General features: G+C 69.3%; 21 protein-coding genes and 1 pseudogene. 13 read left to right on the forward strand and 9 right to left on the reverse strand.

Going from position 1 to position 19,322, the window contains the following annotated elements; translation table 11 throughout:
• The 5 genes from AVL59_RS44975 to AVL59_RS44995 all read left to right on the forward strand — a co-directional run bounded on the left by AVL59_RS44975 (nucleotide 1) and on the right by AVL59_RS44995 (nucleotide 3,968).
• Complete coding sequence (locus tag AVL59_RS44975; protein ID WP_067316013.1) at nucleotides 1-564, forward strand: gamma carbonic anhydrase family protein; 564 nt, start codon at nucleotides 1-3, stop codon at nucleotides 562-564.
• A complete protein-coding gene (locus AVL59_RS44980; RefSeq protein WP_067316014.1) occupies nucleotides 564-1,340 on the forward strand; it encodes a thioesterase II family protein in 777 nt (258 codons plus the stop codon). Before AVL59_RS44975 ends, AVL59_RS44980 begins: the two co-directional genes overlap by 1 nt.
• Entirely contained in the window at nucleotides 1,330-2,106 is a 777-nt protein-coding gene (locus tag AVL59_RS44985; protein ID WP_159400218.1) for a substrate-binding periplasmic protein, read from the forward strand. The genes AVL59_RS44980 and AVL59_RS44985 overlap by 11 nt, the downstream gene beginning before the upstream one ends.
• 70 nt (nucleotides 2,107-2,176) lie before the next feature.
• A complete protein-coding gene (locus AVL59_RS44990; RefSeq protein WP_237281821.1) occupies nucleotides 2,177-2,653 on the forward strand; it encodes a flavin reductase family protein in 477 nt (158 codons plus the stop codon).
• A 19-nt stretch (nucleotides 2,654-2,672) separates the two neighbouring features.
• On the forward strand, nucleotides 2,673-3,968 hold the full coding sequence (locus AVL59_RS44995) for a homoserine dehydrogenase (protein WP_067316019.1): 1,296 nt from the start codon (nucleotides 2,673-2,675) through the stop codon (nucleotides 3,966-3,968).
• 54 nt (nucleotides 3,969-4,022) lie between these two features.
• On the opposite strand, the gene AVL59_RS45000 is transcribed toward AVL59_RS44995, so the two are convergent.
• Together AVL59_RS45000 and AVL59_RS45005 are read right to left on the reverse strand one after the other, a co-directional pair.
• Nucleotides 4,023-4,247: a DUF3263 domain-containing protein gene (locus AVL59_RS45000; protein ID WP_067316020.1), complete on the reverse strand. Its 225-nt coding sequence runs from the start codon at nucleotides 4,245-4,247 to the stop codon at nucleotides 4,023-4,025.
• A 35-nt stretch (nucleotides 4,248-4,282) separates the two neighbouring features.
• On the reverse strand, nucleotides 4,283-5,566 hold the full coding sequence (locus tag AVL59_RS45005; protein ID WP_443732251.1) for an extracellular solute-binding protein: 1,284 nt from the start codon (nucleotides 5,564-5,566) through the stop codon (nucleotides 4,283-4,285).
• A gap of 108 nt (nucleotides 5,567-5,674) precedes the next feature.
• Between AVL59_RS45005 and AVL59_RS45010 the strand changes: the two genes are divergently transcribed.
• The 3 genes from AVL59_RS45010 to AVL59_RS45020 all read left to right on the forward strand — a co-directional run bounded on the left by AVL59_RS45010 (nucleotide 5,675) and on the right by AVL59_RS45020 (nucleotide 8,874).
• On the forward strand, nucleotides 5,675-6,616 hold the full coding sequence (locus tag AVL59_RS45010) for an ROK family protein (RefSeq protein ID WP_079147297.1): 942 nt from the start codon (nucleotides 5,675-5,677) through the stop codon (nucleotides 6,614-6,616).
• Complete coding sequence (nagA, locus tag AVL59_RS45015; protein ID WP_208870555.1) at nucleotides 6,616-7,824, forward strand: N-acetylglucosamine-6-phosphate deacetylase; 1,209 nt, start codon at nucleotides 6,616-6,618, stop codon at nucleotides 7,822-7,824. Before AVL59_RS45010 ends, nagA begins: the two co-directional genes overlap by 1 nt.
• A 120-nt stretch (nucleotides 7,825-7,944) precedes the next feature.
• On the forward strand, nucleotides 7,945-8,874 hold the full coding sequence (locus AVL59_RS45020; protein WP_067316027.1) for a 1-phosphofructokinase family hexose kinase: 930 nt from the start codon (nucleotides 7,945-7,947) through the stop codon (nucleotides 8,872-8,874).
• A gap of 520 nt (nucleotides 8,875-9,394) precedes the next feature.
• Here AVL59_RS45020 and AVL59_RS45025 read toward each other — a convergent pair.
• The gene (locus tag AVL59_RS45025; RefSeq protein ID WP_067316029.1) at nucleotides 9,395-10,324 is read right to left on the reverse strand and encodes a CBM35 domain-containing protein; all 930 of its coding nucleotides are present in this window, start codon (nucleotides 10,322-10,324) and stop codon (nucleotides 9,395-9,397) included.
• Nucleotides 10,325-10,441: 117 nt separating this feature from the next.
• On the reverse strand, nucleotides 10,442-12,097 hold the full coding sequence (cdgB, locus tag AVL59_RS45030; RefSeq protein ID WP_067316030.1) for a diguanylate cyclase CdgB: 1,656 nt from the start codon (nucleotides 12,095-12,097) through the stop codon (nucleotides 10,442-10,444).
• Nucleotides 12,098-12,431: 334 nt separating this feature from the next.
• On the opposite strand from cdgB, the gene AVL59_RS45035 reads away from it, so the two are divergent.
• A complete protein-coding gene (locus AVL59_RS45035; RefSeq protein WP_067316032.1) occupies nucleotides 12,432-12,950 on the forward strand; it encodes a flavin reductase family protein in 519 nt (172 codons plus the stop codon).
• Between the two features lie 268 nt (nucleotides 12,951-13,218).
• On the opposite strand, the gene AVL59_RS45040 is transcribed toward AVL59_RS45035, so the two are convergent.
• Together AVL59_RS45040 and arfB are read right to left on the reverse strand one after the other, a co-directional pair.
• Nucleotides 13,219-14,088 carry a sigma-70 family RNA polymerase sigma factor gene (locus AVL59_RS45040; RefSeq protein WP_067316033.1) on the reverse strand — a complete coding sequence of 290 codons (870 nt, stop codon included), beginning with the start codon at nucleotides 14,086-14,088 and terminating at the stop codon, nucleotides 13,219-13,221.
• An 87-nt stretch (nucleotides 14,089-14,175) separates the two neighbouring features.
• The gene (arfB, locus tag AVL59_RS45045; protein WP_067316034.1) at nucleotides 14,176-14,613 is read right to left on the reverse strand and encodes an alternative ribosome rescue aminoacyl-tRNA hydrolase ArfB; all 438 of its coding nucleotides are present in this window, start codon (nucleotides 14,611-14,613) and stop codon (nucleotides 14,176-14,178) included.
• Nucleotides 14,614-14,762: 149 nt separating this feature from the next.
• On the opposite strand from arfB, the gene AVL59_RS45050 reads away from it, so the two are divergent.
• The gene (locus tag AVL59_RS45050; protein WP_020940795.1) at nucleotides 14,763-15,338 is read left to right on the forward strand and encodes a TerD family protein; all 576 of its coding nucleotides are present in this window, start codon (nucleotides 14,763-14,765) and stop codon (nucleotides 15,336-15,338) included.
• 61 nt (nucleotides 15,339-15,399) lie between these two features.
• Here the strand turns inward: AVL59_RS45050 and AVL59_RS45055 are convergent, their stop codons facing one another.
• Both AVL59_RS45055 and AVL59_RS45060 read right to left on the reverse strand, forming a co-directional pair.
• On the reverse strand, nucleotides 15,400-15,600 hold the full coding sequence (locus tag AVL59_RS45055; protein WP_067316036.1) for a DUF397 domain-containing protein: 201 nt from the start codon (nucleotides 15,598-15,600) through the stop codon (nucleotides 15,400-15,402).
• Entirely contained in the window at nucleotides 15,597-16,451 is an 855-nt protein-coding gene (locus tag AVL59_RS45060) for a helix-turn-helix domain-containing protein (RefSeq protein WP_067316037.1), read from the reverse strand. The genes AVL59_RS45055 and AVL59_RS45060 overlap by 4 nt, the downstream gene beginning before the upstream one ends.
• A 156-nt stretch (nucleotides 16,452-16,607) precedes the next feature.
• On the opposite strand from AVL59_RS45060, the gene AVL59_RS45065 reads away from it, so the two are divergent.
• The 3 genes and pseudogenes from AVL59_RS45065 (at nucleotide 16,608) to AVL59_RS45075 (ending at nucleotide 18,853) form a co-directional block, all read left to right on the forward strand.
• Nucleotides 16,608-17,084: an ATP-binding protein gene (locus AVL59_RS45065; protein WP_067316039.1), complete on the forward strand. Its 477-nt coding sequence runs from the start codon at nucleotides 16,608-16,610 to the stop codon at nucleotides 17,082-17,084.
• A gap of 200 nt (nucleotides 17,085-17,284) precedes the next feature.
• Nucleotides 17,285-18,198 (forward strand): annotated as a pseudogene (locus tag AVL59_RS45070) (helix-turn-helix domain-containing protein).
• 52 nt (nucleotides 18,199-18,250) lie between these two features.
• Nucleotides 18,251-18,853, forward strand: a complete 603-nt coding sequence (locus tag AVL59_RS45075) for a Uma2 family endonuclease (protein ID WP_067316041.1) — start codon at nucleotides 18,251-18,253, stop codon at nucleotides 18,851-18,853.
• Here AVL59_RS45075 and AVL59_RS45080 read toward each other — a convergent pair.
• Entirely contained in the window at nucleotides 18,832-19,263 is a 432-nt protein-coding gene (locus AVL59_RS45080; RefSeq protein WP_067316043.1) for a hypothetical protein, read from the reverse strand. The genes AVL59_RS45075 and AVL59_RS45080 overlap by 22 nt on opposite strands.
• Nucleotides 19,264-19,322 lie beyond the last annotated feature (59 nt).

Consider the following 19,322-nt stretch of genomic DNA (forward strand, 5'->3'; position numbering starts at 1 on the left):
ATGAAGGCCTACAGCTTCCACGGGGTCGGCCCGCGAATCCACCCGAGCGTCTACGCGTTCGACGACGTGGTCGTCATCGGTGATGTCGAGATCGAGGCGGATGTCAGCCTCTGGCCGGGTGTGACCATTCGCGGCGACAAGGGCACGGTCCGGATCGGCTCGGGGTCGAACATCCAGGACCACGCGATGCTGCACTCGGATCCCGGTCACCCTCTGGCAGTCGGACGCGATGTGACGGTCGCTCACGGCGCGCTGCTGCACGGGTGCTCGGTCGGCGCGGGATCGGTGATCGGAATCGGGGCGGTCCTGCTGAACGGGGTATCGGTCGGCGCGAGCTCCCGGGTCTCCGCGGGCGCGGTACTGAGCGTCGGCCCCCAGTACCCGGACCGGAGCCTCATCGCGGGTGCCCCGGCTTCCGTCCTGATGACGCTGAGCGGCAGCGACGTGGCCGTGCTGGACGAGACCGCCGCGGAATACCGAGCGCTCGCCGAGCAGTACCGTACGGGGCTCCGCCGCATCGTCCCCGCCGGTCGTGAGCACTCCGAACCGCGGACCGGCCTCTGATGGGGCAGCAGGTCCGGCCGACCGGCGATCGGCTCCTGAGACGGTACTCCCACGGCCATCGGCGCGCGGTCGTCTGCTTCCACCACGCCGGCGGCGGAATGTCCGCGTTCCGGGGATGGGCCGACGCGCTCGCGCCGAACTTCGACTTGGTGCTCGTGCAGCTCAAGGGCCGTGAGGACCGGATCGTGGAGCCGCTCACGGACGACCTGGGCGATCTCGTGCTGGAGATCGCCCAGGCAATCTGCCGAATGCCCTACGACGACGTCGTCCTCCTCGGCCACAGCATGGGGGCGACGCTCGCGTGGGCGGTCGCCGACATGCTGTGGGCGATCGAGCGCAGGCCCGCACGGGTGGTGCTGTCGGCTCAGGCCCCGCCTCCGTACAGCCGCAAGTCCGGTGGGCTCCCGGCCCCGGAGGACTTCGCCGAGTGCACTGCGGGCTTCCTCGACGCGCTCGGAGAAGCCGCTACGGGCACCGTCGGGGAGTTCTACGGGGATACGCTGGCTGCGGATCTTGCCTGGATGTCCCGCGAGTTCCCTTCGCTCACCCCCCGGCCGCTCCCGGTCGACGTGTACTGCGTCTCGGGCGAGCAGGACCTGCTGCTGAAACCCGATGTGATGGGCGGTTGGGCGGCGCTGACGACGCGGGACTTCTCGCAGGTGACGGTGGCCGGCGGGCACATGTACCTCTTGGCGGATCCCGGGCCCCTGCTCAGGCTCGTGAACATGCTTGCCGTACAGGACTCCGCGGACAAGGCGGCTGCTGTTGTCCGGTAGCGCACTCGACCGTGGAACCCTGCGTATCGGTTTCCAGAGGAATACGCCGCCGTTCTCGTATTCGCCGACCGCGGAATTCCATCCGATCGGCTATTCTGTCGATCTGGCGCAACTGGTGCTTGCGAATGTTTTCCGCAGCGTGGAAATGATTCCACCGGTCCAGGCCGTCGAGGTCACCTCGTCCACACGCGAGGGTCTGCTCGTCGGGGGCGTTATCGACATGGAATGCGGGTCGACGACGATCACGGAAGAACGGCTGCTGCGCAACGCTTTCAGCCGACCGATATTCCGGAACTCCCATCGCATTGCACACAGGTCCGGCACGAATTCACCGGCACCCGGCGGCTTGCGCGTAGTAGGCATCCAAGGGTCGACGAGCGAGGCCGCACTCCGGAGTCAATCGGACATCGGGTTCGAATACACCTTCATCGGCGTGCCGTCCATCGGTGCGGCGAGGAATGCGTTCAGCAACGATCAGCACGTCGATGCCATGGTGGCGGACGAAGTGATTCTCAGGTCACTGCTCCGCGGAAGCGCGGCAGCCGAGGACATCCGGCTCATGGACGTGCGACTCGGCGAGGAATGCTACGGATTCATGATGAGACATGGGGATGGGGCGCTCGTCCACAGTGTCGATGCGGCTCTTGACGACGTCTTCGCTTCTCCCGATTACCTCCTGCTTCGCAAGAAGTGGTTCCATGACGAACTTCCCGGACTGGGGTTCGGTCTGGAGATCGATCCGGCGGACGAAATGTTTGTGTCATGACGAAGGACGGGGGTCCACCATGCGTACGGGAACAGGGAGCACAGACACCGGCGAGTCCACGCTGCGGGGAATGTTCAAGGAGGTCATGGCCTCGGTGGCCACGCCCGTGTCCATCGTGACGACGATGTCCGACGACAATCTGCCATGCGGCGCGACCGTCAGCGCCTTCGCCTCTCTCTCGATCGATCCGGTAATGGTCCTGGTCTCCCTCGACCGGAGGTCGACGACTCTCGAAGTGATCCGCGAAACCGGCCGTTTCGGTCTCCATGTACTCGGTGCCGACCAGGCCGGCCTGGCGTTGTCGTTCGCCACCAAGAACGGAATCGACAAATTTCACGGGACCAGCTGGAGAATCGATCGCGGAATCCCGCGACTCTCGCAGGCGTCGGCCTGGATAGCGGCCAGCGTGGCCGACATGGTCGACGGCGGTGATCACGTGATCGTTCTCGGTCGGGTCGACGCCGCTGAACCGACCGGGAGAAAAGAGCCGCTTGTCTATTTTCGGCGCACCTTCGGAACCCACTCGCCGCACCCCGGTAACTCCTGAGCAAGAATGGAATGTATCAATGGAACAGCATGTCAGGGTCGGGTTGCTCGGGTGCGGGACCGTCGGCGAGGCATTCGCCGAATTGCTCGTCGAGCGGAGCCCCGCGATCGAGAGCGTGACGGGTATCTCCCTTGAACTCGCGCGTATTGCCGTCCGCGATCCGGGAAGGCCGCGCTCGTCGAAACTGGACCCCGAACTTTTCACCGGGAACACCGACGACGTCGTCAAGGCCGAGGACATCGATATCGTGGTCGAACTGATCGGTGGTACGAAGCCGGTCGGCGAGCTGGTCATGGCGGCGTTGAAGGCGGGCAAGCCGGTGGTGACCGCCAACAAGGAGCTCGTCGGGAGCGCGGGTCCCGAGCTGTTCGCCGCGGCCGAGCAGGCTGGAGTCGACTTCTTCTTCGAGGCCGCGGCTGTGGCGGCGGTGCCGATCCTGCGACCGCTGCGGGAGTCGCTGCTCGCCGAGGACGTGACTCGGGTGGCCGGCATCGTGAACGGCACCACCAACTACATACTCACCCGCATGATGGCCGACGGCCTCGGCTTCGGCGAGGTGCTGGCCAAGGCTCAGGAACTCGGCCTGGCAGAGCCCGATGCGACCGCCGACATCGAAGGAGCCGACGCGGCGTCCAAGGCCGCGATCCTCGCCTCACTGGCGTTCAACCAGTCCGTCGTGGCGCACAACGTCACCCGCGAGGGCATCACCGGTCTCGAACCGGAGGACTTCGAACTGGCCGCCCAGTTCGGATACGTCATCAAGCTGCTTGCGGTGGCCGAGCGTTTCCCCGACGGCCCGGACGGGATCGGATCGGTGGGTGCCCAGGTCTTCCCGGCCCTGGTGGAACGCGACCACCCGCTGGCGACCGTCCGCGACAGCTTCAACGCGGTGTTCGTGACGACCTCCGCCGCCGGTGAGCTGATGTTCTACGGGCACGGCGCCGGCCCCCGGCCGTCGGCGTCGTCGATCCTGGGCGACGTCGTCAGCGCCGCGGACCATCTGCGTCGCGGCACGCACCGCCGTGTGCCCGTCGGCCCGCCCGCGGTCATGCGGCCCACGCAGGAGCTGGTGCACTCCTACTACATACGCACTGAAGTGAACGAGGCCCCAGGCGTCCTGTCCGAGGTGACAGGCGTCTTCGGGCGCCACGGCGTGTCGATCCGCAAAGTGGACCAGCAGGGTTCGGAATCACAGGCCCGCGTCGTGTTCATCACCTTCCCCGCGACCGAGCATGCGCTGCACAGTGCCCTCGAGGAGCTGCGGGGCCTGGGACACGTCCGGGACGTCGGCCGGGTGCTGCGGATCTACAAGTGACGCCTTGAGAGGTCGTTTCCAGCAGCCGGTCACTTTCGGAAAGCGGACGGATACTCAGCGCTCGGCCCGCCGTGCCTCCCGTACCCGCCGCAGGCGGTTCACCGTCACCGGGTCCAGTGCCAGCGCTCTCTCGTCGTCCAGCAGCGCGTTCAGGAGCTGGTAGTAGCGCACCGGCGCCAGGCCCAGCTCCTCGCGTATCGCCCGCTCCTTCGCGCCGGGGCCGGCGAAGCCCCGGCGCTCCAGCGCGAGGATGGCCCTTTCACGGCTGCCCAGTTCCATGTGCGCAACCGTAACGCCGGGCACCGACAACCGGCTCAGCCGGAGGTCCGGCTGTCGGCCGTCGTCGCCGTGGCCTGGAGGCGGGTCAGGATGGCGGAGGGGCTGCCGTCGGGGGCCACCGCCTGGCCGATGTCGTTCTTCACGGCCGCGCTGACCGCCGCCCAGGAGGTCTTGCCGACCGGGTAAAGCTGGGAGGTCGGCAGCTGGTCGAGGAAGGCGTGCAGATCCTTGTCCCGGGCCGAGTCCGAATCGCTCATGGCGTTGGACGCGGAACCGGTGACCGGCAGCAGCCCGTACTCGCGGGAGAAGGCGAGGACGTTCTTCTGCTCGTAGACGAAGTCGAGGAAGTCGCCTATCTGCTTCGCGTGCCCGTTCTGCTTGAAGCCCATCATCCAGTCGGCGACGCCCATCGCGGCCTTGGCCTTGCCGGTGGGGCCCGGCATCGGGACCATGCCGAACTTCACGCCCTTCTGCGCGGCCTGCTGGATCAGCGTGGGATGCCCGTTGAGCATGCCGACCTGGCCGTCGGCGAAGGCGGCGAAGGCGGCCGCACGGTTGAGCTTGCCGGGCGCGACGGGCCCGGTCAGGCCCTTGCCGACCAGGTCGTCCTTGAGCCAGGTGAAGGTCTGGACGTTCTGCGCGGAGTCGATGGTGTAGGTGCCGATGTCGTCGGTGTAACCGCTGCCGCCGTTGCCGCCGGTCAGCAGCCACTGCATGGTTTCCGCCTGGGCCTCCTCGGGGCCCAGCGGCAGCGCGAAGGGGTACTTCACGCCCTTGTCCTTGAGCGCCTTGGCGTCGGCGGCCAGCTCGTCCCAGGTGGTGGGCGGGGTGATGCCGGCCTTGGCGAACAGGGTCTTGTTGTAGAAGAGCACGCGGGTGGAGGCGCCGAACGGGATGCCGTACTGCGCGTGGTTCCACTGGCCCGCGTCGGCGAGCTGGGAGAGGAAGTCGGCCTGGGTGCGAATGGAGAGCAGGTCGGAGGCCTGGTAGAGCTTGCCCGCGGCCGCGTAGTCGGCGTAGGCGCCGATCTGGGCCATGTCGGGGGCGTGCCCGGCGTCGACCATCTCCTTGACCTTGCGGTCGACGTCGTTCCAGGAGTAGACGCTGACCTCGACCTTCACGCCGGAGTGCTTGGCCTCATAGGCCTCGGCCAGCTTGTCCCAGTACTTCTGCGAGCTGTTGGCGGCGGAGTCGCCGTAGTCGGCCGCGACCAGCTTGAGGGTCACGTCGGAGGACCCCGTGCTTCCACAGCCTCCGAGGGCCGCCGCCATGCCCAGTGCGGACACCACCGCGATCGTTCCTGCCGTACGCCGACGCACCGTCAAAGCCCCAACCCTGCTGTCTGACCGTTCAATATGTGGACACATAAGGTCTACACCACGTGAGTGGACTAGACCTCTTGTGGGTCGGCGGGCCACACTGTCCCCGTGAGACATGTCATCGCCCTGGACGTGGGCGGTACCGGGATGAAGGCCGCCCTCGTCGGCGACGACGGCGAACTGCTGCACCGTGCCCGCCGCGCGACCGGCCGCGAGCGCGGGCCCGACGCGGTGGTCGAGACCATCCTCGACTTCGCCGCCGAGCTGCGCGCGTACGGCGTGGCGCACTACGGCGAGCCGGCCGCCGCGGCCGGCCTCGCGGTACCCGGCATCGTCGACGAGGAGCACGGCATCGCCGCCTACGCGGCCAACCTCGGCTGGCGGGACGTACCCCTGCGCGACCTGCTCGCCGACCGGCTCGGCGTGCCCGTGGCGCTCGGCCACGACGTGCGCACCGGCGGGCTCGCCGAGGGCCGGATCGGCGCGGGCAGGGGCGCCGACCGGTTCCTGTTCGTGCCGCTCGGCACCGGGATCGCCGGCGCCATCGGCATCGCCGGACGCGTCGAGTCCGGCGCGCACGGCTTCGCGGGCGAGATCGGCCACGTCGTCGTACGGCCGTCCGGCACCCCCTGCCCCTGCGGGCAGCGCGGCTGTCTGGAGCGGTACGCCTCCGCGTCCGCGGTCGGCGAGGCCTGGGCGGCGGCCTGCGGGGACCCGGAAGCGGACGCCGCCGACTGCGCGAAGGCCGTCGCGTCCGGTGACCCGAACGCCGTCCGGGTCTGGCAGGAGGCGGTGGACGCGCTCGCGGACGGGCTGGTCACCGCGATCACCCTGCTGGACCCCCGCACGCTGATCATCGGTGGCGGCCTGGCCGAGGCGGGGGAAGTGTTGTTCCAGCCACTGCGGGACGCCGTGCGGCAGCGGGTCACCTTCCAGAAACTCCCGTCCATCGTCCCCGCCGCCCTGGGCGACACGGCCGGCTGCCTGGGCGCGGGACTTCTTGCCCGGGATCTCCTCAACCACACCGACCATACGGAGGTAACCCCCTGATGGCAGCCGACCCAGGGGCGCGGGGAACTGCGCGACCAGCCACGACGCACCCGCAGCCCGCGACGGCCGCAACCGCCCTCGTGCTGTCCGGCGCCAGCGTGGTCCTCCCCACCGGAACGGTCGAAGAGGGCCAGGTGATCGTCGACGGCACCCGCATCACCAGCACAGCCCCAGCAAACGCCCAGGTCATCGACGTACGAAACCACTGGGTGGTCCCCGGCTTCGTCGACATCCACAACCACGGCGGCGGCGGAGCCTCCTTCTCCGGCACGGTGGACGACGTACTGAAAGCCATCCGCACCCACCGCCTGCACGGCACCACCACCCTGGTCGCCTCCACCGTCACCGACGAGATGGACCTGCTGGTCCAGCAGGCCGGGCTGCTGAGCGAGCTGGCCGAGCAGGGCGACATCGCCGGGATCCACTTCGAGGGGCCGTTCATCTCGCCGTGCCGCAAGGGCGCGCACTCCGAGGAGTTGCTGCGCGACCCGGAGCCGGCCGAGGTGCGCAAGCTGATCGACGCGGCCCGCGGCAAGGCGAAGATGGTCACCCTCGCCACCGAGCTGCCGGGCGGCATCGATTCCGTACGACTGCTCGCGGAGCACGGCGTGATCGCCGCCGTCGGCCACACGGACGCCACCTACGAGCAGACCGTCGAGGCCATCGACGCGGGCGCCACGGTCGCCACCCACCTCTTCAACGCGATGCCCACGCTCGGCCACCGCTCCCCCGGCCCGATCGCGGCCCTGCTGGAGGACGAGCGGGTGACGGTCGAGCTGATCAACGACGGCACGCACCTGCACCCCGCGGCGCTGGAGCTGGCCTTCCACCACGCGGGCGCCTCCCGGGTCGCCTTCATCACCGACGCGATGGACGCGGCCGGCATCGGCGACGGCCGCTACATGCTCGGTCCGCTGGAGGTGGAGGTCAGCGAGGGCGTGGCCCGGCTGGTGGAGGGCGGCTCGATCGCGGGCTCCACGCTGACCCTGGACCGGGCGTTCAAGCGGGCGGTGACCGTCGACAGGCTGACGGTGGAGGACACCGTGGCGGCGCTGTCCGCGAACCCGGCCCGGCTGCTCGGCCTGTCCGACCGCATCGGGTCCCTGGAGCCCGGCAAGGACGCCGACCTGGTCCTGCTGGACGCGAACTTCGACCTCAAGGGCGTGATGCGCCGGGGTGAATGGGTGGTCGTGCCCCAACTGCCCTGATCCATCCCCCAACTTCGCCGGACGGCGGCCGATCCTCCCCCTGGGCCGGCCGCCGTCTCTTTGGCATGATCAGGGCCCCGGAAACCGATGACGGACGGACTTCGAGGGAGGTCGGCCCGGGTGATCCTCACGGTCACACTGAACACCGCTCTCGACATCACCTATCGCGTACGGTCCCTGCGGCCACACACCTCGCACCGCGTCTCGGACGTCATAGAGCGACCGGGCGGCAAGGGCGTGAACGTGGCCCGGGTGCTGGCGGCCCTCGGGCACGAGGTGACGGTCACGGGGTTCGCGGGCGGCGCGACCGGGCGGGCGATACGCGACCGGCTCGCGGACACAACCTGCGTGAGGGACGCACTGGTCCCGATAGCCGGGGCCACCCGCCGCACGATCGCCGTCGTCGACGAACTGACCGGCGACACCACCCAGTTGAACGAGCCGGGCCCCCAGATCTCTCCCACCGAGTGGGACACCTTCCTGGACCGCTACGCGGAACTCCTGCCCTCCGCCTCGGCGGTGTCCCTGTCCGGCAGCCTGCCGCCGGGGGTGCCGGTCGGCGCGTACGCGGGCCTCGTACGATCGGCCAGGACGCTGGGCGTCCCCGTCCTCCTGGACACCAGCGGGGAGCCCCTGCGTCGCGGGGTGGCCGCCCGCCCCGACATCATCAAGCCCAACGCCGACGAACTGGCCGAACTCACCGGCTCCCACGAGCCCCTACGCGCCACCCAGGACGCCCGCCGCCGAGGCGCCCACGCGGTGGTGGCCTCCCTGGGCGCGGAGGGCCTACTCGCGGCGACCCCTGAGGGCCGCTGGCGCGCCACCCCACCGTCCCGAGTCCACGGCAACCCGACCGGCGCAGGCGACTCGGCGGTGGCGGGCCTGCTGTCGGGCCTGGTGAAACGCCTGCCGTGGCCGGAGCGACTAGCCCGCGCGGTGGCGTTGTCGGCGGCAACCGTAAAGGCACCGACAGCGGGCGAGTTCGATGCTCCGGCGTACGAGGAGCTGCTGGGGCGGGTGGCAGTGACAAGTGAGGTCATCGCAGCTTGAAAACCGGCCAACCACGGCCGATGACCATCGACGCACACCACTTTTTAGAACATATGATTGCCAGCGACCACAGATCTATTTCTCGCTGGGGGAACACATACGCAAATCACCGGCCATCAAGCAACTCGCGGCTCTCGGTTTGGCCTCGATGGGACTCGTCATCTCCATGAGTTCCACGGCGTCGGCCGATCAAGCGGGAGTCTGGATGAGCGATGGCCACTACTTCAGTATACGAAGCGCTCCCAGCACCTCGTCGACCATACTCCACACGGTTACCGACCCCCGTGCCAGGATTCCTTGCACCACTACCCCGTGCACGCGGCAGAACAACGGCGGCTCATACAAGTGCTGGGCTGGGGGCCCTTCCGACAATGACTGGGTCAAGGTGAAGGCGGACGGAAAGACGGGTTGGGTGGCCATCCTCTGCGTCGAAGGCGGACGCATCTAAGCAGCGGGTGTTGCGATCTCGGCGGCCGCCGAGATCGCAACACCGCTTCGGGGCTCAGCCGCCGGACTTGACCTAACCCTTCACCAGCCACAACTGGTCGAGATTCGCGTTGCATTGGTTGCCGTCGTTGCAGGCGATCTGGATCGTGTTCGCGCCCTTGTTCAGGTTCACGTTGGACCAGGTGGTCTTCCAGCCCTTCTCCCAGTCACCTTGGGGCGTGCCGCCACCGAAGTTCTTCATCTGTATCGGCCGCGAGTCCACCTTGCCGTTGACGACCAGGGTCGCGTTGGCGTCCACGCCCGGGATGCCGTAGCGCACGTACAGCCGGTAACTTCCGGCCTTCTCGACGTTGTTGACCGACCAGGTGACCGTCGCTCCGACGTGGTTGAAGCCCGTCACATAGGTTCCGCCCTTGGCTTGCGAACCCTTGACGTCCGACGCCGTCGTCACGCCGGGCCCGAGCAGCAGCGCGCTCGCGTCCGTCTTCGGCAGCTCCCCCGCCGCCGAGCTGCTCCCCGACGGGCTCGGCTCGCTGCTCTGGGACTGGGTCGGGGTGCTGTCCGACTTGCTGTCGGTCTTCTTGCCGTCGTTGCCGTTGATCACCGCGATGCCGATGCCTATGACGACCGCGGCGACCACTGCGATCGCGCCGATCAGCAGGCCCTTGGTGTTCGGGCCGCGGCGGCCGCCGGTGGGCGCCATGGGCTGGCGGCTCGTCGGGGCGCCGCCCGGCAGGGTCTCCGGGGCCTGGTAGTGGGCGTTCGGCTGGCCGTAGGCGCCCTGCTGCTGCGGGACCGTGGGCTGCGGCTGGCCGTACGGGGCCTGCGGCTGGCCGTACTGGCGCTCGCCGACCGCGCGCACCCTGCTGCTCCTGCTGACCGAGTTCGGGTAGCCGTAACCGCCGGACGGCGGCTGGGCTCCTCTGGCCTGGCCGTCGGCGTACAGATAGCCGAACGGGTCGTCGTCCTCGGGCGTGCTCGGGCTGTTTTCGCCGGGCGTCATCCCTTGGTCTCCTCAGCGGGTGCGAGTGGATGTGGTACAGGTCTGGAATGGCGAGCCTACCCGCTCTGGCTGGCCCAAACGGGTGACTCGTACCGCATCAACTCGCTGACCTGCGGATCACCCGGCGCGGCGGTGCTGTTTGGGACGAGATCGTTTCTCTACGTACATCCGCTCGTCGGCTGACTTCAACACTTCGTCCGCAGTCATGCCGCAGTGTGCCCAGCCGATGCCGAAGCTGGCGCCCACCCGGACCGCCCGGCCCTCCGCGCGGATCGGCTGGATGATCTCGTTGCGCAGGCGTACCGCCAGGTCCTGGGCGTCGGCCTTGCCGAGGCCGTCGGCGAGGATCACGAACTCGTCGCCGCCGAGCCGGGCCACGGTGTCGCCGTCGCGGACGCCCCGGGAGAGCCGGCGGGCGACCTCGATCAGGACCGCGTCGCCCGCGTTGTGACCGAACCGGTCGTTGATCGACTTGAAGCCGTCCAGGTCGCAGAAGAGGACCGCCAGGCCCTTGGTGCCGTCGTCGTGGCCGTCCTCGGGGGCGACGGAGTGCACGTGGTGGTCGAAGGCGTCGTACGCCTCCGTGCCCGGCGCGAAGTCGAAGCCGTGGCCGGCCTGGCTGTCGTAGGCCGGGTGGCCGTAGGCCGCGTCCAGGGAGTCCAGCTCGCCGGGCTGGGACGGGCGCTGGCAGATGCGGGCCGACAGGCGGGAGCGCAGCTCGGCCGAGTTCGGCAGGCCGGTGAGGGAGTCGTGGGAGGCGCGGTGGGCGAGCTGCAGCTCGCGGCGCTTGCGCTCCTCGATGTCCTCGACGTGGGTCAGGAGGAAACGGGGGCCGTCGGCGGCGTCGGCGACCACCGAGTTGCGCAGGGACACCCAGACGTAGGTGCCGTCGCGGCGGCCGAGGCGGAGCTCCGCGCGGCCGCCCTCGGCGGAGGTCCTGAGCAGGGTGCCGATGTCCTCGGGGTGGACGAGGTCGGAGAAGGAGTAGCGGCGCATCGCGGAGGCGGGACGGCCCAGCAGCCGGCACAGGGCGTCGTTGGTGCGCAGGATCCTGCCGTGCTGGTCACCGCCCATCTCGGCGATCGCCATGCCGGAGGGGGCGTACTCGAAGGCCTGCCTGAAGCTTTCCTCGCTGGCCCTGAGCGCCTGCTGCTCGCGCTCCAGGCGGACTAGTGCCCGCTGCATATTCGCGCGTAGACGCGCGTTGCTGATCGCGATGGCGGCCTGGAAGGCGTACATCTGCAGGGCCTCGCGGCCCCAGGCGCCGGGCCGGCGGCCGTTGCGCGGCCGGTCGACCGATATGACGCCGAGCAGCTCGCCGGAGGCGCCGCCCTGCACGCCGGGCGTGTACATCGGCGCGAAGAGCCGGTCGGAGGGGTGCCACTCGTCCTCGAAGCGCGGCGCGGGCCCGTCGGTGTACCACTGCGGGACGTCGTCGTCGTCCAGCACCCAGCCCTCGGTGTGCGGTATGAAGACCAGGTCGCCCCACGTCTCGCCCATGTTCAGCCGGCGCAGCCAGGACTCGCGGGAGCCGACCCGGCCGGTGATCAGGGCCTCGGCGGCGGAGTTCCCGGAGAACGCGGCGACGACGAGGTCGCCGTCGGGGCGTACGAGGTTGACGCACGCCATCTCGTAGCCCAGTGCGCCCACGACGCCGTCGGCCACGGTCTGCAGTGTGTCCGCCAGGCTGCGCGCCGTGTTCATGTCGGCCATGACCTGGTGCAGCTGTCGCAGGGACGCAAGACGGACATACGGCTCCGACTCGGTCTCCATGCTCGCCCTCCCCCCGAGACCTCGCAGCGAATCAAGGGTGCTCGTACAGCTTCCCCGCCACTGAATCACAGCGCGCTGCCCACTCGGTACACAGGGTCAACAATTCTTGCCTTCTGTGACTCAAGTCACAGAAAAACGTGAACAATTGAGTGGAGTTTCTGCCTTTTCCTCATGCGTTTGACGAACGGGGATTGCGGGTGTGGTCCTACTCCGGTCCTAGGACCGGGCTCGGGCGGAGGCCCGATGCGGTGCGCGCGGTGCGGAGATTAGCGTTTCCTGCGTGCTGAAGACTTCCTCGCCCACCGCCCCCATCACTTCCGGGCATGCTGATGGGGTGAGCAACGACGAGTTCCGGGCCGCGATGTCCCGACTGGCCTCGGGTGTGGTCCTGGTCACCGCGCAGGAACCGCCGCTGGACCCGGACGACCCGACCGCACCGGGCGTCGAGGACGTGGGCATGACCGCCACCGCGTTCATGTCCGTCTCGCTGGACCCGCCGCTGGTGCTGGTCAGCCTGCGCGAGGGCTCCCGCATGGACGACCTGCTCGACGAGCAGCCGCTGTGGGCCGTCTCGGTGCTCTCCGAGAGCCAGCGGCATGTCGCGGGCCGCTTCGCCATGAAGGGCCGCATCAGCGACCGTCTGCTCTTCGAGGACCTTCCCCACGTCCGCGGGGAGGTCACCGGCGCGCCGCTGATGGGCGGTGCGCTGGCCACCCTGGAGTGCCGCACCGAGCAGCGTGTGACGGCCGGGGACCACACCCTCGTCATCGGCCGGGTGCTGACCGCGCGGGTGCCGAGCGCGGAGGGCGGACCGCTGATGTATTTCCGCGGCCGGTACCGGCACATGGGGTGACCGAAGGCCCCCGGAATTCCGCGGCGGTGCCGTGAACGCCGTGCCCCGTGCGCGTGGATGACGGCTCGTCCGGGAGAGATGACCCCCGGGAATCCCGACACCGCTCTCACCCTGCGCGTTCCCGGCGCCGGAACGGATCACCGGTTCTTCGCCTTCGCACGCGCGGCCGCCCCCGCCCATGAGTCTGCCGTGGCCGGTCGCGCCCACGCGGCGGAGCCGCACATCGATACAGCCTCGCGCCCCTTCGGGGCGCTCGTGACCTCCTTGGCTAGACCAGCTCGACAGTCAGCGCGGCGAGCCGTTCCGGGTCAGTGACGATGTCGATCGTGGCGATGCGCCCCGCCTCGAAGGTGAAGGCCAGGGCACGCTCGACGCGGCCGTCGAGCAGCACCGCCAGGCCCGTGAGGCCGCCGACCAGCGCGGGACGGGCGACGCCGGCGAGATGCGCGAAGCTCGTCGCACCGGCGGCGACCGCCGACGCGCCGCTCGTCACACCGGCCTCGCTGCGGGCCACCACGTCCGGGTCGAGCATCGCGAGCAGCCCGTCGAAGTCGCCTCCGCGCGCGGCGGAGAGAAACGCGTCGACGACCTGGCGCCGCCGGGCCGGATCGGTGTCCGGGGCCTCGGCGCCCCGCACCCGGCGGCGAGCCCGGCTGGCGAGCTGCCGCGCCGCGGCCGGGCTGCGGCCGAGGACACCGGCGACCTCCTCGAACGGCACGCCGAACAGGTCGTGCAGCACGAACGCGAGCCGCTCGGCGGGGGTGAGGGTGTCGAGGACGACGAGGAGCGCGACCCCGACCGAGTCGGCGAGCAGGGCGTCCTGGGCGGGATCCGGCTCGGCGGACGGTGCCGGGTTCCAGCTGTCCAGCGGTTGCTCGGCACGGGAGCGGCGGGAGCGGAGCATGTCCAGGCAGACCCGGCCGACGACCGTCGTCAGCCAGCCCCCGAGGTTCTCCACCTGCCGGGTGTCGGTCCGGCCGAGCCGGAACCAGGCCTCCTGCACGGCGTCCTCGGCCTCGGCGGCCGACCCGAGCATGCGGTGTGCGACGGCACGCAGATGACTTCGGTGCGCCTCGAACCGCTCGGCGAGAAAGTCCGTACCGCCCCGGTGGTCACCCTCGCGTTCACTGTGGCTCATCAGCCGGCCCAGCCTCTCCGTCCCGTTCCGTACCCGTCGACGGGATGACGGACCGGGAGGCGGGAGTGTGACAGCCGGGCGCGGCGGCTACGTCCAGCCGCGGCCGGAACGGCCCCGCTTCGTGTCCGAGCGCTGCTTCTTCTCCCGCAGGCGCCGCTCGTTGATCCCGCGCGGGATCCGGGTCGGTCTGCGGGGCTTGGGCGGGGGTGCGGTGGCCTCCGCGAGGAGAGCGGCGAGGCGTACGGCGGCGGCCTCGCGGTTGCGCCACTGGGAGCGGTGCTCGGAGGACCGTACGACGACGACCCCGTCGACCAGCCGCCCGGCCAGCCGCTCGAGCGCCCGCTCCTTCCACACCGGAGGGAGCGCCTCGGTGGCGGCCAGGTCGAAGCGCAGCTCCACCTGGGAGTCACTGGTGTTCACATGCTGGCCGCCCGGCCCGGACGACCTGGAGAAACGCCACATCAGCTCGGCCTCGGGAAGCGAGACGGAGCCACGGACGATGTAGGGACCGGACATGTGTCCCATGGTCCCGGTCCGGACCGCCTCACGTCACGCGGTTTTCGCGTCGGTAAAAGAGGTAAAGGGATCCGGAACCATGGGGACCCCCCTCGACGTTCTTCCGGGTGACGGTAGCTTCGTCGGCACAGAAACCTAAAGGGGAAGGACTCCCAATCATGGCTGTAAGCCTGTCCAAGGGTGGCAACGTCTCGCTCACCAAGGAGGCTCCGGGCCTGACCGCCGTCACCGTGGGCCTCGGCTGGGACGTCCGCACCACCACCGGCACGGACTTCGACCTGGACGCCTCCGCCATCGCGGTGAACACGCAGGGCAAGGTCTACTCCGACGCCCACTTCGTCTTCTTCAACAACAAGCAGACCCCGGACAACTCGATCGTCCACACGGGCGACAACCGCACGGGCGAGGGCGCCGGCGACGACGAGGCGATCAACGTCAACCTCGCCGCCCTCCCGGCCGACATCGACAAGATCGTCTTCCCGGTCTCCATCTACGACGCCGAGAACCGCGGCCAGAACTTCGGCCAGGTCCGCAACGCCTACATCCGCATCGTCAACCAGGCCGGCGGCGCCGAGATCGCCCGCTACGACCTCTCCGAGGACGCCGCCACCGAGACGGCCATGGTCTTCGGCGAGCTGTACCGCAACGGCGCGGAGTGGAAGTTCCGCGCGGTCGGCCAGGGCTACGCCTCGGGCCTGGTGGGCATCGCGCAGGACTTCGGTGTGAACGTCTGACGGACGCTGCGCTGTGCGGGAGCCCCTGGTCGTACGGGCCGGGGGCTCCGGCGTTCGGTCGTCAGGCCTGCGAGACGAATGCGGTCCAGGCGGCCGGGGGGAAGGCGAGGCGGGGGCCGGTGGTGTTCTTGGAGTCGCGGACGTGGACGGTGTCGGGGGCGGTGGCTATTTCGACGCAGGAGTCGCCATCCGGACCGCTGCTGTAGCTGCTCTTGAACCACTTCAGCTCGGAGGGGATTCCGGCAGAGGCCTTGCGGATCATGTTTCTCCAAGCATGTGCTCGATGAGGACCAGGGACTCCTGAGGCGGAAGAGCCTGAGCCCGGATGGCGCCATAACGCAGCTCAAGGATGCGGAGCTGCTTCGGGTCAGAGGTGGGTCGGCCATTGAACGCACCATCGGAACGCCCGACAGCTGTCCCGTCCGGGAACTTCAGGATCTCGACCCTGCCTCCCAGACCGGGATGAGCTCCGCTGTTCGTCGGCATCACCTGGAGCGTGACGTTGCGCAACCGGCCTACCTCCAGCAAATGTTCGAGTTGCTGGTGCCACACCATTGTGCCGCCGACGCAACGCCGTAGCACTGCCTCTTCAAGGACAAAGCCGAGGGACGGAGCTGGTGATCGCTCGAAGACGGACCGCCTGGCCATACGAGCCGACAGCACGCGCTCCAGGTCGTCCTCCGAATAAGCGGGCTGCCACGCCTCGAACAGGGCCCGCGCGTGGTCCGGGGTCTGCAACAGGCCGTTGATGCTGATGCACTCGTACACCCCGATCTCGACGGCCTGGGCCTCCAACTTGGCGAGTTCCCGCACCTTCTTCGGGTACCGGACCTTCTTCACGTCCTCCCACGTCGCGGCGATGAGCCCGCCCGCCTTCAAGACCTCGTCCGCCTTGTTCAGGTACTCCTGCCGGGGAATCCGCTTCCCGCCCTCGATCTTGTAGACCAGGTCCTCGCCGTACCCGACCGCGTCCCCGAAGCCGGCGGCCCGCATCCCCACCGCCTCCCGTCGCAACTTCAGCCGGCGTCCGACCGTCGCGATCACCGCCACGCCCCACTCGTCGTCCGGGTCGACCTCCCAACCCGGCTCGACCGCCTCACCGTCCACGCTCATGCCGCACCCCTCCGCCAGTACGTCCGAACTCGCGACGCCCCTACCCCTACGGCCGCTCCCGACAGCCCGGACACCACCGGACAAGCTCCGGACAGTCACCGTACGTATCGGCGTCATCACTGTTCACGGTAAGCCCGCATCGCCACGCTGAGTGACGTGAACCAGGAAATCGCCGCCATCCCCAACTTCACCGTGCAGCTCTCCCCCACACCACGCGGAGCCCGCCTGGCCCGACTGCTGGCCACCGAACAACTCCGCACCTGGGGACTGCCGTTGGATCCGGCGGCGCACATCGTGGCCGAGCCGGCGGCGAACGCGGCCACCCACGGCCGAGTACCGGGACGCGACTTCCGCCTCATGCTCTACGTCGTCGGCGGCACCCTCCGCATCGAGGTCACGGACACACGAGGTGACCGCCTGCCGCGCACCCAACTCCCATCTGTGGACGCCGAGTCAGGCCGTGGCCTCGTGCTCGTGGACGCGCTCGCCGACAGGTGGGGTGTCGCACCGGGGTCGCGGCCACGCAAGACGGTGTGGGCCGAGGTTCGCATCGACCGGAGCACGGCGAACCCTGCTCCGGTCGGGCCATGCTCCGGTGGGACGGGAAGCCTTTCCCGAAAAGCGGGAGACTGAAAGAACCCCCACCAAACCCCACCCCTCCCGCCCGCCGAGTGCCCTCACCCACGCGGGTGGACATCACCAACTCCGCTGGATTTCGGGTCGGTTGCCTGCCCTACGCTCAGCGCAACACAACCGCACACATGCAACGGCCCTCGCCGGGACGGCAATCCCAGTGCGAGGGCCTGACCACCGAGGAAGAAAGCCGCTTCCTGATGGATACCGAAAACCCTAGCGTGCCCCCGCATGCCCAGTCCCGCCTTGCCGCCAACAAACACCCGAACCGGCGGCACCCCGACACCGGCGGCGGTCTGATCCACGACCACACCCGCCACACCACCCGCTTCACGGTGATCGGCAACCACCTCACCCAGCACAAGGAACTGTCGCTCCTGGCCATCGGCCTCGGCGCCCACATCCAGTCGCTGCCACCCGGCGCCTCCGCCGACATCAAGACTCTGGCCGCCCGCTTCCCCGAGGGTCCGACCCGCGTCGCCGCCGCCCTGCGCGAACTGGAGGCCCACGGCTATCTGCGCCGCGAACGGGAACGCATCCCCGGCGGCCGCATCGTCACCCGCACGATCTCCTGCAACCAGCCGAAGCCGCACCGCGCCCACCGGGCCGACCGCGCAGCCCCGGCGCCCGCAGCCGCACGGCCCGTACGCACACGCCCGGCCCCGGCACCCGTGCTCCAAGCCGCACAGAACACCGCTGTCCCCAAGAAGCGCCCCGCGCGCCCCCTCCCCGCCGTACCGCATCCGGCATACCCGTCCCCCACCCTCCTCCAGACCGCTACGGACCTCCTCGCCGGCCTGCGCCACCTGGACCCCCGCCTCCTCCTCTCCACCCGAGACACGGCCCACCTCACCCCCGGCGTCGCCGCCTGGCTGGAGCGAGACGTCAGTCCCGCGGCCGTACGCCACGCCCTGACCAGCGATCTCCCCCCTGAGGGCCCACGCCCCACCGCCTGACCGCCCAGCTGCCGCCACTGCCCCCGTTCCAGACGCCCCCGCCACCCCCACCCCTCCGCCACCCACTCCGGAACTGCGACGGCTGCGACCGCGGCTTCCGCGCGCCCCACCCCGGCCGATGCCGCGACTGCCGCTCCGATCTCCAAGAGGCCGCCTAGCATGGACGTGACGATCCTTGCCCCTGGGCACAGACGACGAGGAGCGAGCGCCATGACCATCGCCCCGGACAACGCGCGGCAGGGCGCCTCCCACCTCTACCGGGCCATGCGTGACTTCGTGGAGTCCACGGACGGCACCCTCCCCGGCAAGTTCGAGATCACCAAGGAAGGGATCGTCCTCGACATGATGTCGCCTGTCCGGCCGCACGAACTCACCGCACTACGTCTCCGGAAACGCCTGGAAAAGGTCATGCCTGAGGAGATCGTGGCCCACACGGGTGAACCCGATGTGGAGGTGGAGCCAGAAGGCATCATGCGCCGCCCCGACATCATGGTGATCGCCGAGGCGGACATGGAGGGAGAGGGGTCCATCGACCCTCGTACGCTCATCGCCGCCATCGAGATCGTCTCCCGCTCCAACCCGGACAACGACTGGGTCACCAAGATGCGCGACTACCCCCTGATGGGCATCCCGGTCTACGCGATCTTCGACCCCCGCACCGGCACCGGCGCCGTCTTCACGGACATCCATCCCACCCCCGACGGTCCCCGCTACGCCACCCGCAAGGACTTCGGCTACGGCGAGGACGTCACCATCGGCGACTGGACGATCTCCACGGACGACCTGCCGTGCTACGAACCCATCGGCCGGTAATAGCCCAGCACCGGATCCAGTTGGGCGAACCACTCCCCCAGCCTCGCCCTCGGCTTCGCCTCGACCACGCACTCGTAGACCCTGCCGTCCAGGTGGACCACCGCCATCATCAGGGCCTTGCCGGACGGGCTCGCCTTGAAGTGGACGCTGCGGATCTCCTGCCAGGAGAAGTCGATGGACAGGCCGTGGTCCTCGAAGGCCACACCTGAGGTGTCGACCACGATCGAGTTGTGACGGTCGACCGCCATGAACTCCGGTCCACCGGCGGGAGGTTGGGGTGGGCTGGGCGCGTAGGCGTTGGGGTAGTGGGGTGACGGTGGGCCGAAGCCCGGCGGGGCAGTCGCCGGTGGAGGCGGTGGCTGCTGGCCGTACGGGGGCTGGCTGCCGTACGGCGGTGGCTGCGTGGTCATCGTCTTCCTGCCTCAGATCGGCGAATACTGTCGCACCATGATTCTCGAACAGCTCCCTC

This window comes from Streptomyces griseochromogenes (assembly GCF_001542625.1).
Lineage (GTDB): Bacteria > Actinomycetota > Actinomycetes > Streptomycetales > Streptomycetaceae > Streptomyces > Streptomyces griseochromogenes.